The sequence below is a fragment of the Streptomyces alanosinicus genome (assembly GCF_014650595.1).
GTDB lineage: Bacteria > Actinomycetota > Actinomycetes > Streptomycetales > Streptomycetaceae > Streptomyces > Streptomyces alanosinicus.
Window position 1 is genome coordinate 465,185 of the sequence record NZ_BMVG01000003.1, and the last position, 12,611, is coordinate 477,795.

General features: G+C 69.2%; 10 protein-coding genes, 1 tRNA gene and 4 pseudogenes. 6 read left to right on the forward strand and 9 right to left on the reverse strand.

What is annotated here, in order from left to right; genetic code table 11:
- Window positions 1-19: 19 nt before the first annotated feature.
- Both IE277_RS47050 and IE277_RS10635 read right to left on the reverse strand, forming a co-directional pair.
- Window positions 20-1,045, reverse strand: coding sequence for a DUF4232 domain-containing protein (locus IE277_RS47050; RefSeq protein WP_229881192.1), 1,026 nt, complete (start codon window positions 1,043-1,045; stop codon window positions 20-22).
- Window positions 1,042-1,980 (reverse strand): hypothetical protein, encoded by a 939-nt coding sequence (locus IE277_RS10635; protein WP_189950851.1) that lies wholly within the window; start codon window positions 1,978-1,980, stop codon window positions 1,042-1,044. The genes IE277_RS47050 and IE277_RS10635 overlap by 4 nt, the downstream gene beginning before the upstream one ends.
- A 172-nt stretch (window positions 1,981-2,152) precedes the next feature.
- Here IE277_RS10635 and IE277_RS10640 point away from each other — a divergent pair, with 172 nt between their 5' ends.
- Complete coding sequence (locus IE277_RS10640) at window positions 2,153-3,070, forward strand: D-alanyl-D-alanine carboxypeptidase family protein (RefSeq protein WP_189950853.1); 918 nt, start codon at window positions 2,153-2,155, stop codon at window positions 3,068-3,070.
- A 344-nt stretch (window positions 3,071-3,414) separates the two neighbouring features.
- A complete protein-coding gene (locus tag IE277_RS10645; protein WP_189950982.1) occupies window positions 3,415-4,581 on the forward strand; it encodes an alanine--tRNA ligase-related protein in 1,167 nt (388 codons plus the stop codon).
- 119 nt (window positions 4,582-4,700) lie between these two features.
- Here the strand turns inward: IE277_RS10645 and IE277_RS10650 are convergent.
- The 3 genes and pseudogenes from IE277_RS10650 to IE277_RS10660 all read right to left on the reverse strand — a co-directional run.
- Window positions 4,701-5,171, reverse strand: a pseudogene (locus IE277_RS10650) (LLM class flavin-dependent oxidoreductase); the annotation flags it as partial.
- A 56-nt stretch (window positions 5,172-5,227) separates the two neighbouring features.
- Window positions 5,228-5,584 (reverse strand): hypothetical protein, encoded by a 357-nt coding sequence (locus tag IE277_RS10655; RefSeq protein WP_189950855.1) that lies wholly within the window; start codon window positions 5,582-5,584, stop codon window positions 5,228-5,230.
- A 78-nt stretch (window positions 5,585-5,662) separates the two neighbouring features.
- Window positions 5,663-5,738, reverse strand: a tRNA-Pro gene (locus tag IE277_RS10660).
- Between the two features lie 238 nt (window positions 5,739-5,976).
- On the opposite strand from IE277_RS10660, the gene IE277_RS10665 reads away from it, so the two are divergent.
- From IE277_RS10665 to IE277_RS10675, 3 genes are all read left to right on the forward strand, one after another.
- Window positions 5,977-6,900 carry an LLM class F420-dependent oxidoreductase gene (locus IE277_RS10665; protein ID WP_189950857.1) on the forward strand — a complete coding sequence of 308 codons (924 nt, stop codon included), beginning with the start codon at window positions 5,977-5,979 and terminating at the stop codon, window positions 6,898-6,900.
- Window positions 6,901-7,470: 570 nt separating this feature from the next.
- Window positions 7,471-8,442: a phosphotransferase family protein gene (locus IE277_RS10670; RefSeq protein ID WP_189950860.1), complete on the forward strand. Its 972-nt coding sequence runs from the start codon at window positions 7,471-7,473 to the stop codon at window positions 8,440-8,442.
- Between the two features lie 137 nt (window positions 8,443-8,579).
- On the forward strand, window positions 8,580-9,176 hold the full coding sequence (locus tag IE277_RS10675) for a hypothetical protein (protein WP_229881195.1): 597 nt from the start codon (window positions 8,580-8,582) through the stop codon (window positions 9,174-9,176).
- 91 nt (window positions 9,177-9,267) lie between these two features.
- Here the strand turns inward: IE277_RS10675 and IE277_RS47055 are convergent.
- From IE277_RS47055 to IE277_RS10690, 4 genes and pseudogenes are all read right to left on the reverse strand, one after another.
- Window positions 9,268-9,477: pseudogene (locus tag IE277_RS47055) on the reverse strand (IS256 family transposase); the annotation flags it as partial.
- A gap of 76 nt (window positions 9,478-9,553) precedes the next feature.
- Window positions 9,554-9,616 (reverse strand): annotated as a pseudogene (locus IE277_RS49450) (hypothetical protein); the annotation flags it as partial.
- Window positions 9,617-9,815: 199 nt separating this feature from the next.
- Window positions 9,816-10,157, reverse strand: a complete 342-nt coding sequence (locus tag IE277_RS10685) for a hypothetical protein (protein WP_189950867.1) — start codon at window positions 10,155-10,157, stop codon at window positions 9,816-9,818.
- 22 nt (window positions 10,158-10,179) lie between these two features.
- On the reverse strand, window positions 10,180-11,406 hold the full coding sequence (locus IE277_RS10690; RefSeq protein WP_189950869.1) for an MFS transporter: 1,227 nt from the start codon (window positions 11,404-11,406) through the stop codon (window positions 10,180-10,182).
- Window positions 11,407-11,521: 115 nt separating this feature from the next.
- Between IE277_RS10690 and IE277_RS10695 the strand changes: the two are divergent.
- Window positions 11,522-11,949, forward strand: a pseudogene (locus IE277_RS10695) (transposase); the annotation flags it as partial.
- Window positions 11,950-12,611 lie beyond the last annotated feature (662 nt).

Here is a 12,611-nt window from a genome sequence, read left to right on the forward strand (position 1 = left end):
CCCCGTTTTCCTTCCGGTGTCACCGGCGGCCGCTGTCCCGCTTCCACGGCCCCACGCCGAGCTTCCCTGTCGTGCCGAGGTCCAGCTCCGGGGTCAGCGTCACCGGACGGGCGCCGGGCCGCGGCCGCACGCGGACGTACGGCGCGTCGACGGGGTCGCCGGCTTCGGTGGTGTTGCGCCAGACCAGGACGGTGTAGGCACGCTCGCCGGGCTGGAGGGTGACGGGCCGGGACGTGCCGTCGGCGCCGGTGCCGGTGCCGGTGGCGATCCGGTCGCCGGGGACGACCTCGACGCCGGGGACCGGCGCATGGCCAGCGTCGAGGACGCGCAGCTCGGGGCGGCCGTCGAGGCGGTAGGCGCGCGTGCCGCAGTTCTCCAGGTACAGGCTCAGTACGCGCAGGCCCATGGCGGCGTCGCCCTGGTCGGTGTAGGCACGGACTCCGGAGGCGGGGCACGCGCCGCCCGCCGAGGGAGCCTCGTCCACGGGGACACTCCGTACCTTCAGGACGGACACGTCCGTCACCGTCGCCGCCGGCCCAGGCAGCTCGCCGGTGACGGCGGTGCCCCGCACGGTCCGGCCGGGCTCGACCGAGGGGACGGTCTGGGTCACGGTGTGGGCGGCGCCCTGGGACTCCGTCCGGAAGCCGAGGGTGATCGCGTATCTCATCGCCGTCTTCCCGTGGTTGGTGACCGTGAAGTCGGCGGAGAGGCGGGCGGGTGCGCAACCGTCGCTCCGGGGCACGCCGTACAGGCCGGTGACCCGCACCCCGTCCCGGGCCGGGGTGCCGGCGGGCAGGGGCAGCGGGGTCCGGGAGGTGTGCGGAGGCAGGGTCGCGGACGGGGCCTCGGTGGGCGGGGCCTCGGTGGGCGGGGCGCCGTACCGGGGCGTGCCGGACGGGCACAGAGTGTCGGTGCCGACCGGGCCGTGACCGGCATCGGTGTCCGTGTCTGCCCGGGAGCCCGGCCGCTGTGTGCCGCAGCCGGCCAGGGCGAGGACGGCCGCCGCGCCGAGAGCGACCGGCACGGCACCTCTGCCGCGCCTCATGACACCTGGCCCACGATCGTCCGCGCCTTCCTGACCGCCCGCTCGTACGTCGTCCGCATCGCCTCCAGGCTCTCCTTGTCCCGGCCGATGAGGGTCTTCTGGGCGCGCGCCTCGACGGCGTGCACGGCCGGGACGTAGCCGGTGTCGAGTTTGCACCGGGCGTCGGCGGCCGCGGTCTTCCGCTCCTTGTCCGACGGTTTCACCTGACCGAACCAGTCGGAGTCCAGGGACGCCTTGTCCGGGTCGGAGTAGGCGAAGCCCTTCTTCTTCATGCAGGCCGACCACGCGCTGTCCGCCTTCTTCCAGGCCGGGTCCTTGCTCGCCTGCTTGTGGGACTCGTACCACAGCTGCATGGCGCGCGAGTAGTAGCCGGACAGCTTCAGGCCGTTGACCGTGGTCACCTTGGGCGGCGGGCCGTAGATCCGCCGTGCCGCCTGGCCCAGGCAGCCGCCCTCGGGGATGCGGTGCCCGTGCGCGCTGCGGCTGTCCGAGGGCTCGAAGACACCGGTGAGGGCGGTGTACTGGTCCGCGGGCCACTCCTGGGGCTGGGCGGAGGCGTCCGGTTGGCGGTTGTGGTAGCCCTGCTCGGACGCCAGGTCGGGGTCGACGACGCCGTAGGGGCTGTCGTCGCCCAGCGTGTCCCGGCTCGTGAACCCTCCCTGCCGGACGGGGTACGTCGACTCGACCGCCTCGGTCCTCAGCATCCGGAAGCCGGTGAAGCCCAGCCGGACCATGCACTGCTTGCCGAGGACCCACTGGGCCCTGTCGATCACCTTCGCACCGTCCGACGCGGGGTCCGGGAGGTAGGCGTGCAGCGGGAGCGCGGCCATGGTGTTGAGGCTGCGGGAGGTGTCGACGGGGTCGTCCTGACCGGCGAGCCGGCAGGCCGACAGCGCGAACAGCCCGGCGAGGGCGAGAGGAAGGATTTTGCGCACCGGGTCATCCGATCAGGCTTGGATCACGGGCGCTGTGATCGAGCCCACATTTCTGGCACGCGATGTCCATAGGAACAGCGCAATTCATCCTTGTGATCTCCACCATGGCCCCGAGTCCGTGGACCTGATGAAGTGACTTCTCGTCAACTGACCACTGACTGAAGGCGGAACGATGACTTACAGCCATGGCGTGCGCGTCCGCAGACGAACCGTCGTCGCGGCACTGGCGGGTGCGGTCCTGACCACGGGGGTCCTGGCGGCCGCTCCCGCCGGGGCGGCCACCGCACCGCAGGTGTCGGCCCAGGGCGCGTACGCGCTGAACCCGGCCACGGGCAAGGCGCTGTTCGGCAAGGCGGCGGACGGACGGCTGCGGACCGGGTCCACGACGAAGATCATGACCGCGCTCGTGGTGCTGTCCCAGCCGCACCTGGACCTCGACCGCAAGGTGCAGATCAAGAAGGAGTACACGGACTACGTCATCGATCCCGCCACGGGCGCCCAGCGCTATTCGAGCGCCCGGCTGATCCTCGGCGACTCGATGAAGGTGCGCGACCTGCTGTACGGCCTGCTGCTGCCGTCGGGCTGCGACGCCGCCTACGCGCTCGCCGACACCTACGGCACCGGTTCGACGACGGCACAGCGGACCACGTCGTTCATTGCCAAGATGAACGCCGAGGCACGTGAACTGGGCCTGACCAACACCCACTTCGACTCCTTCGACGGGATCTCCAACGGCAATAACTACGCCTCGCCGCGCGATTTGGCGAAGCTGGCCGGGACCGCGCTGAAGAACCCGACGTTCAAGAAGGTCGTCGGCACCAAGGTGTACAAGGACATGCAGTCCTACCGGCCGGGCGGCGGCACGCACGCGATGGAGCCCTGGGAGAACACCAACAAGCTCCTCAGCACCTACCAGGGCGCGATCGGCGTCAAGACCGGCTCCGGGCCGGAGGCGCAGTTCTGCCTGGTCTTCGCGGCGACCCGCGGCGGCCGCACGGTCGTGGGCACGGTACTCGCCGACACATCGGTGGACCAGCGCTTCCAGGACGCGACGAAGATCCTCGACTACGGGTTCGCGCAGCGCGGCTGAGGCGGGCGGGCTGCCGCCGGCGCCGTGCGCCGGCGGCAGCCCTTCCTCGCTCCGACGGGCGCTGCGGCGGGAAATTCGTGTGCCCCGAGGGCGGCGGCGCGTTACCGTCACCCTTATGAACGTCATCGGCCGAAGCACCACCGCGACCGCGCGAGCGACCAGCTCGCCGGTTGCCGCCGTCTGACCTTCCCCCTTTTCCACCGGCGACCGGAAACGGCCCGTCGGTGATCCGTGGCGTTCTCGTCCTCCTGCCCGGTGTGGTGACCCGGCGGTGCCGTTGTCCGGTGCCTCCCCCGCTGTGACGCGAAGGAGCCACCCTCATGAACACCGGCATGAACACCGGCATGAGCACCGACCGTGTAGTCCGTACATTCATCGAGTACTTCGAAGAGCGCGGTCATCGCCGGATCACCGGCTCGACCCTCCTGCCACCCCCCGGTGACCCGGTGCTGTTCACCACCTCCGGCATGCATCCCCTCACTCCGTATCTGGAGGGGCGCCCGCATCCCCTGGGCCGACGGCTGGTCAATCTGCAGCGCTGTCTGCGCACCACGGACCTGGAGGAGGTCGGGGACACCACCCATCTGACCGTGTTCGAAATGCTCGGCACCTGGTCCCTCGGCGACTACGAGGGCCCGCAGAGTCTCGACTGGGGGTACGACCTGCTCACCGAGGGGCTGGGGATCGATCCGGGCCTGCTGCACGCCACCGTCCACGGCGGCGACGAGCAGGTCGGCCCGGACACCGCCTCCCTGCGGGTGTGGCAGGACCGCGGCGTTCCCGTCGAGCTGACCGAGGAGGACAACTGGTGGTCCAACGGCCCGGTCGGCCCGTGCGGACCCGACTCGGAGATCTTCCTGTGGACCGGCGACACCCCGCCCCGGTCGACGCCCACACGTGACGACCGCTGGGTCGAGGTGTGGAACCACGTGACGATGCGCTACCGCCGGCTCGACGACGGTTCCCTCGTGCCGCTGCCCCAGCGCAACATCGACACCGGGCTGGGCCTGGAACGGCTCGCCTCGCTGCTCCAGGGCAGGTCGTCGGTGTTCGAGTGCGATGTGTTCGACCCCTGGCGCCGTCTCGTCCCGGCCCTGTGGCCCCTGGACGAACTGTCGCTGCGCCTGGTCTACGACCATCTGCGCTCGGCCGTCGTGGTCATCGGCGACGGGGTGACCCCGGCCGCCACCGGACGGGGCTACGTCCTGCGCCGCCTGGTCCGCCGGGTGCTCACGGTGCTGTGGCGGGACGATCCGTCGCGCAGTCTCCACGACCTGCCGGACGAGCTGCTCACGCACACCCTCGACCACTTCCGGCAGAACGGGGAGACCGCCGGCGTACGCCGCCTGCTGCTCGACGAGGAGCGCCGGTTCCGCGGCCTCCTGGAGCGCGGACGGCAGGTGCTCGCCCGGCCCCGCTTCCACGGCCCGCTGACGGGGGAGGACTTCCGCTATCTCCATGACACCCATGGGCTGCCGCGCGATCTGGTCATGAGCCTGCGAGAGAGGTGACGGCGACCGTGTCCCGCCCGGTCCGGCGTGCCGCACGGACCGGGCGGTCCGCCAGTCCGGCAGCCCGGGCGGGACATGGTCATGTGCCGTGTGTCCGCGGGTGCTTGTTCGCGTGCGCTCTACGCCGGCTGCGACTGGACCTGGGCCGAGATCAGCTCCAGGTGGTCCAGGTCGTCGAGGTCCAGGATCTGCAGATAGATCCGCCGGGAGCCGGCCAGGCCGTTGGCCTTCAGTTCGGCCGCCTCACGACCGATCACGGCGGCGCGCCGGGCGACCTCCTGGTCGTTGCGGCCGACGCAGACGACGAGCGCGTTGGAGTACGTCAGCGCGTCCGCTCCGCGGCCGGCCTCCTCGGCGGCGGCACGCACCCGGCCGAACTGCCGCTCGCTGTCCTCGACCGAGGCGAACGGGATGTTGAACTCGTCGGCGTACTTCGCGGCCAGCCGCGGCGTGCGGGTCGCGCCGTGGCCGCCGATGAGCACCGGGACCTTGCCCTGGGCGGGCTTGGGCAGCGCGGGCGACTCGGTCAGGTCGTAGTAGGCACCGTGGAAGTCGAAGGTCTTGCCGGCCTCGGTCGCCCACAGCCCCGACTCGCCGACCCCCGCCGCGCCCTCCACGCGCCGGACGCAGCGGCGCCCAACGCGCCCTAGGGGGCTATGGCGGGTCGCTCCCGCCAGTAGTGGACGCCGACGCGTTGTCCGTCGCGGATCACTTTTCCGGCGTGATCTACGCCCTCGTTATGCGGCTCCGACGAGCACTTGACGCCGCTGCCGTCCTCCGTGGTGCCGGCAGAGCCACATATGGGGCGATCCTCTTCGACGGTGAACCGCGTCATAGTCACCAGCCGGAACCGCGTTTCCCATGGCCGGCTCGCCGTGTGCGCCTGCGCCACCTCGAAAGGGTCGTCTTCCATGCGGAGGCGGATCGCCTTGAGTCTCCCGGCCACCTCAAGGAAGGTGTCGGTCGGCAGGGCGTCCAGGGCGTCAATGCGTGTCCCCGTCACCAACGTCCCCGAACAGCACACCTAGAACGTCGTGCAGCCCCGTCGCAGGAACTCTCCTCCGCGGCGGGGGCTGTGCTGTGGTCGGGACGGAAGGATTCGAACCTTCGACTCCCCGCTCCCAAAGCGGATGCTCCGACCGCTGAACTACGTCCCGTTGCAGTGGAGTTGGTCTGACCTCTGGAGACTCCGTCACCCCACGCAAGCGCGCTTCGACCGGTGTTCGGCCGGTTGCGGGCTCCCTAGCCCGTCACTGCGCGCCACCTACCAATCAGCGACCGACCTCGGTCAGTCGTGCCCGATCGCAGGTGAGCGAATCAGTCTGAGCTAAGGAGGCATGCCCCCGGTGTCGTCGCCCGCCGGGCCGTCGGGGCTTTCGCATGCATGATTGATACATGGATCTTCGAGTTTTCACTGAACCCCAGCAAGGTGCGACGTACGAGACGCTCCTCCGTGTCGCGAAGGCTGCCGAGGAGCTGCACTATGGGGCGTTCTTCCGGTCTGACCACTACCTCCACATGGGCAGCGTCGACGGTCTCCCCGGGCCTACGGACGCTTGGATCACGCTTGCGGGCATTGCCCGCGAAACGAGCCGCATCCGTCTTGGGACGCTGATGACGGCAGGCACCTTCCGCCTCCCCGGCGTCCTGGCGATCCAGGTCGCGCAGGTCGACCAGATGTCCAGCGGCCGGGTGGAGCTTGGTCTCGGGTCCGGGTGGTACGAGGAGGAACACAAGGCGTACGGCATCCCGTTCCCGAAGGAGAAGTTCGCCCGGTTGGAGGAGCAGCTCGCCGTGGTGACGGGCTTGTGGAGCACTCCCGTCGGGCAGCGCTTCACCTTCGACGGCAAGTACTACCAGCTTCAGGACTCCCCGGCGCTGCCGAAGCCAGTGCAAGGCAAGGTGCCCGTCCTCATTGGTGGCCATGGCGCGAAGCGGACGCCAGCACTGGCAGCGCAGTACGCCGACGAGTTCAACATCCCGTTTGCCTCGGTCGAGGACAGTCAGCGTCAGTTCGGCCGTGTCCGCTCCGCCGCTGAGGAACGCGGCCGAAAGGGTGACGCCCTCGTCTACTCCAATGCCCTCGTCGCGTGCGTCGGAAAGACTGACGCCGACGTGAAGCGTCGAGCCGGCGTCATCGGCCGAGAGGTCGACGAGCTGAAGCTCAACGGTCTCGCGGGGTCTCCGGCAGAGGTGGTGGAGAAGCTGGAGCAGTACAAGGCTGTCGGATCGCAGCGCGTGTATCTCCAGATCCTGGATCTTGACGACCTGGATCAGTTGGAGCTGATCGCTGCGGAGGTCATGCCACACGTAGCTTGATCTCGTCATCCGCCCTGGGGGGTCGACGGGAAGCCTTTGGACGGCCGGACCGCTGCAACCGCGCTTCTACCCGGAGGAGAGAGCGGGGAGCGCAGGAGCGGCGCCGGCCGTCGTGGAAGGGAAGCGGGGAGCGCAGGAGCGGCGCCGGCCGTCACGGAAGGGAAGCGGGCCGCGCGCTACTCGCCACGGCTCTCACGCCCTCCCCCTCCTACCTACTGTTGTCGGGCGCGTGTGACGCGGGAGCGATCTTGAAACGTCCTCCGGCGGGCCTGCGCCAAACTGCCAAACCAACCCCCTTTTTCCATCCCCCCTTAAAGCGGCTGACACAATGAGCCGAGTGGTCAGTGGCTGACCAAGCGGCAGCCAAGGTCGGAGCAATAGTCAAGACCTGTGGACGAGATGACGTGCGAGCAGGCTGCGGTGATGGGCCTCTTTGAATTGAAATTCCTCACCCCCGCTATGGGTGCGGACAGACCTGCTCACCCAACTTCCCCACCCACCACACTGACTCGTGGACAGGCCCGTAAGGGCTCGCGCGTGCCGCCGTCCGGATGATGAGGTGGTGGCACGATGACCAATCATGATGAGGCGGCGGCTGTCCGACCGTTGACACTGGCCTGGGTGCGCCGGCACCTGGAGGCCGGCGAGCGGATCGTGAGAACCGAGGCGCTGCACGGCGGAGCCACCGCCGACATGCGGAGGCTGACCATCGGCATGCGCGACGGAGGCGCCCGGCACCTGGTGCTGCGCTCCTTCGTCGACCCGACCCGGCAGGGGCCGGCCGAGGACCTCCTGCACAGGGAGGCCCACGCCCTGACCACGCTCACCGGCACCGGCGTGCCGGCTCCCGGACTCGTCGCCGTCGATCCGACCGCCGCGCACTGCGAGTACCCCTCGCTCCTCATGACCCATCTGCCGGGCCGGACGGTCCTCGACGACGAAGGGCTGGAGACGCGCCTGCCCATGCTGGCCCGTCAACTCGTGGCGGTCCACGCGGTGCGGCCGGCCGTCCGGCCCCGGGAGTACGTGGCGCTGACGACCGCCGACACGGTCGTGACCCCCGAGCGCGCCGACGCCGCGGTCTGGGCGGCCGCGATCGACGTGATCCGCAATCCCACGCCGCGCTACGAAGGGCGGTTCCTGCACCGGGACTTCCAGCCCGGAAACGTGCTGTTCGACCTGCCGCCCGAGGACCCGGCCGATGCCGCCGGCGCCCGGATCACCGGCGTCGTCGACTGGGCGGCGGCCTCCTGGGGCCCGGCGGACCTCGACGTGGCGCACTGCTCCACCACTCTCGCGCTGCTGCACGGCCCGGCGTGGGGCCTGCGCTTCACCGAGGCATACCAGGAGGCCGGCGGGATGCTGGCCGCGGCCGCGGACGAGCGGCTGTACTGGCAGGTGCGGGAGCCACTGGCGTTCTCGGAGGAAGTGCGGTGGGTGGCGCTGCCGTGGCGGGAGGCAGGACGGACCGAGCTGACGACACGAACTGTGGAGGAGCGGCTGGATGCCTATGTCACCTCCCTGATGGACGCGCTGGGCTGAGCCAAGGCGGTCCGGGGCGTGGCCCCGACCTCATCATTTGCTGCTCAGCCAAGTGAGGGGTCGAGCAGACCCTGGGGAATTTCCGCCGGGCATCCCCATCGGCGGTGCCCAGCCGGGTCGGTCCTATGCTGACGGTCGTGCAGGTACTGGGTGTGAGCAGTGAGGACGAGATGGTCGCCTGCTTCTTGAGCGGCGAGCTGGCCAGCCGGAGGTTCGGCCAGAACCTCCGGTCTCATCTGGCGGCGGCCGGGCAGGCCGAGCAGTTGCTGACGCATCCGGACCTCTCCGACGCTGGAGCGAACTTCGCACGTCGCGCTCTGCTCGCCGCGACGCGCGGGTACGGCGAGAACCGTGACCTGTTCGAGAACTTCCCCGCCCACGTCACGTGGACCAGGGCACTCCTGTCCGCCGACGAGGCAGCCGGCGTGCGCTACCTCGACTATTCCTACTGGGTCGAACTGTCGGGTGGCAGCCGCCGGCCGGCCGACGCGGCCGCACGCATCAAGGCAGGTCTACGGGCGTTCGACGTGCCCAACGAACCGTTCGTCGACGCGGCCCACGCGTTCATCAGAGGTGAGCGATTTCCTCCGCTCATCCTCGTCGGAGAGAGGCAGGACAAGCTGGTGTGCCTTGAGGGCCACCTGCGTCTGACCGCCTATGCCCTCGGCGGCTTCTCGACCGGCATCGAGTGCCTGATCGGCACCGCGCCGGCCATGGGACGCTGGGCACGGTAGTCCAGTCGCACCAAGCTCTCGCCGCCCCGAATCAGCCTGGCTGATGACAGGTCAGCTCAGCCACGAGTCGGCTGGCGGCTCCTTCAGCCGATCAAGCTGCCTCCTCGCGTTCGACGAGGACGCCGTTCTCGAAGCGTGCGCCGGCCCGGACCAGGGGCACCAGATGGGCACCGGTGATCGCACGCCATCGAGCCCGAGCTGACTCGACCAGCTTGAACACCATCGCGAGCGCGGCCGCCGGGCTGCCCGCACCTCGCGTGACCTTGGTCCGGAGCTTGCCCGTCGAGAAGGTCGACTCGAACGACGTCGAGCCGGTGGCGACGTGCCCGACCGTGGCCCTCGCCGGAGGAGACGGCCAGCGGAGCGGCACCGCACCAGCGGGCGAACTGGGCCTCGGTTCGGAACCGGCACGGGTCTCCGACGTCGACCAACAGCTCCATGGCGGTGACCGGACCGAGGCCGCAGATCTCGGTCAGCGTGCAGCCCGGCGTGGCCAGCAGTGCGGGGACCTTCTTGTCGAGGTCTTTGATCCGCCGGGTCAGCCGACGGATATCGTTGAGGGCGGCGACCAGCGGCTGGTCGCCGGAAGCTCGGCCCGGATGCTCACGGGCAGCGCGACCAGGACCGCCTCGGCCTCCGTCAGCTGGCGTGTCCGCTGCAGGACCAAGGAGGACCGCCAGTCATGGACGGCGGTGAGCTCGTCCCAGACAGCATCCGGTGCGGAGTGCTTGCCGGCCGGTGGTAGGTGCGGTTCGGCTGCACCTCACGCACGTCGTAGCCGGCAGCAGCCAGGGCGAGGGCGAGCGGCTGTCCCAGACCGGATGATCCCTCGATACCGATCCGGTAGATCACCAACTCACTGTCGCCGAGGAACTGCTCCAGCGCGGGCACGAAGTCCCCGGAGGAGAGTCCGTGCAGGTAGAGCGGAGGGAGCGCCTCGGAGATCTTCGGCGACTTGCGGCACCAGGGCGCGAGGAGCACCTGTGGGTGAGTCTCTGAGCGTTCAGGACCGCTCCGTGCAGTCCGGACCGGTGAGGCGCTCGGCGAAGCGTGCCCCTACTGCCAGGACCATGAGAACCGCGGTGCAACCGCCTAGCAGCATGACCACGGATGGAGAGGTGCGGTCCAGGGTGACTCCCCCTACCAGTGCACCGATAGAGATCGTCGCCTGGAAGGAGGCGGTGAACAGGACCGATGCCGCTTCTGGGGCATGCGGCGCCGTCTTGGAGAACCAGGTCTGCGACGCGACTGGTACGGCGCCGTACGCGATGCCCCACACGAGCAGCAGTATCACTGCGCCCGTCTCCCAGCGGCCCAACGCTGGAAGCAGGAGGGTCACCGCGGCGATCAGGCCGGCCGCGAGCCCGAAGGTGGTCCGCGGATACCGGGCCGCCCAGGCGCCGCCCAGGAAGTTGCCGAGGATTCCGGCGGCACCGTAGAGCAGCAAGAATGTAGTGACCACACCGTCGCTGGCGTGCGTGACCTGTTCCAGGAATGGTGTCACGTAGGTGTAGGTACCGAAGTGAGCCAGCACAACGAGGAACGTCAGCAGGAGTGCGAAGCGGGTGCTGGCGCTGCGGAGCATGCCGCCGAGCATGCTCAGTCGAGTGGCCTGGATCGGAGGAAGCGGCGGCACGAACAAGAGCAGCATGACCAGTACGCCGACCGTCAGAGCTCCCATGACAGTGAAGGCCGTTCGCCATCCGGCGAGATCTCCGATGAGGGTGCCTGACGGTACGCCGAGGACGGATCCCAGCGGAACGGCAGAGAAGATCACAGCAGTTGCCCTGCCAACTGAGGCCGGCGGCACCAGTCGTTCGGCCAACCCCACCCCGATCGGCCAGAAGCCGCCGATCGTGATCCCGACCATGATGCGGGCGGTCAGTACGAGCCAGTAGTCGGGTGCCGCGGCGGCAAGGAAGTTCGCCAGTGCCAGCAGGAAGATGAAGACACAGAGCATCAGTCGGCGGTCGAAGCGTGCCGTGGCCGCGGTGACCAGTGGAGCGGCGATCGCCGCCAGGAGGCCGGGCATGGTCATCGTCAGTCCAGCCATCCCGTCCGAGACGGTGAAACTGGATCCGATCGAGGTCAGCAGACCGATCGGCAGGATCTCGGTGGTGACGATGGCGAAGATTCCCAGCATTACCGAGACCACGGCCAGCCACCCCGTCAGCGGGGACCGAGAGGATAGGAGTTGGCCGTTGACTGAAGCGGAGGTCGTTGCCGGCATGGTGTTCCGTCCTGTGAAAGGCAGCGCGTTTCGCGATCAGTCCAGCAGGTCTCATCGAGAGGTGGCTGGCGGATCCGCGACTGCACCCCTGCCCTTCGTGGGTGATGTCGCATTCCTGCCCGCCGAGATGGGCTTCGGGTCAGGCATGACCTGTTGGAGACGACTTCGGGACTGGAACGAGGCCGGAGTCTGACAACGACTGCGGGTCCATCGCCGGTCGACCGGGGCCGGGCAGGCTCCAAGCACCACTCGGTCACTGACGGGCACGGCACCCCGCTCGCGGTCATCCTCACCGGAGGCAACCGCACCCACGTTACCCAGCTGTTGCCACTGCTGGACGCTGTCCCACCAGTCCGCGGCCGGGTCCGCCGTCCCCGCCACAAGCCTGACTCACAGTTCGCCGACCGCGGCCACGACCACGACATCTACCGCGACATGATCCGTGCCCGCCGGATCATGCCCGCCATTGCCCACCGCGGCACGCCCCACGGCAGCGGACTGGGTGTCCACCGCTGGGTGGTAGAGCGCACCTTCGCCTGGCTGGCTCCGCGGGACGCGCCCAAACCACCGCCCGGTCGAAGGCAGTTCCGCGCTTGTCGGGTACGTCCCGGCGCTCCCAGAGGCCTCCCGGGGCGAGCGGATCCCCGTTCTCGGAATCGGTGGACCATTCGTCGCTTGGTAGCTTCGAGGCGACCGTTGCGGCTGCCTTCAACTCGTCGATGCGCTCCATACAGCGCTTCTCGTGCTGCTGGTACTTCAAGATGGTGTCCCTGAACGCCGCGCGACCAGTGGAGCCCTCGTAGAGGCCGTCCTTACGGTCCTGGCACAGCTCCGTCATGCTCTGAGGGCGCCCCATGAACCGAGGAACGTCAGTGTCCCCGCCCGGTCCATGTTCCGCTCGCGCTCGCGGCCGTCGAGGATCGCTTGTAGGTCGTACCCGCGCTTTGGTTCGATGAATCCCTGATGTGGCCTCACCGGCTGCCCGTCCTCGTCACGGAGGATCTCCCGGCGCTTCGTCCTGGGATCGACAGGGCCGATGGCGAAGCCAGCAAGCCGCGGGGCGCGGAGGATGCGACGTACCACGGTCGACGACCACTCATTGCCAGCCCCGTCAGACCCTCCGCCTTTACGACGCTTCCGTGGCCGGTGTTGTCGACCTGCACGGGTTCAGCCTTGAAGCCATACGGGACCGGGCCAAAGGAGTG

What these genes read in the sequence shown, in the direction of transcription:
- IE277_RS47050 (WP_229881192.1), bottom strand. Translation starts at nt 1,045, where the DNA reads ATGAGGCGCGGCAGAGGTGCCGTGCCGGTCGCTCTCGGCGCGGCGGCC.
- IE277_RS10665 (WP_189950857.1), top strand. Translation starts at nt 5,977, where the DNA reads ATGGATCTTCGAGTTTTCACTGAACCCCAGCAAGGTGCGACGTACGAG.
- IE277_RS10690 (WP_189950869.1), bottom strand. Translation starts at nt 11,406, where the DNA reads ATGCCGGCAACGACCTCCGCTTCAGTCAACGGCCAACTCCTATCCTCT.
- IE277_RS10645 (WP_189950982.1), top strand. Translation starts at nt 3,415, where the DNA reads ATGAGCACCGACCGTGTAGTCCGTACATTCATCGAGTACTTCGAAGAG.
- IE277_RS10670 (WP_189950860.1), top strand. Translation starts at nt 7,471, where the DNA reads ATGACCAATCATGATGAGGCGGCGGCTGTCCGACCGTTGACACTGGCC.
- IE277_RS10640 (WP_189950853.1), top strand. Translation starts at nt 2,153, where the DNA reads ATGACTTACAGCCATGGCGTGCGCGTCCGCAGACGAACCGTCGTCGCG.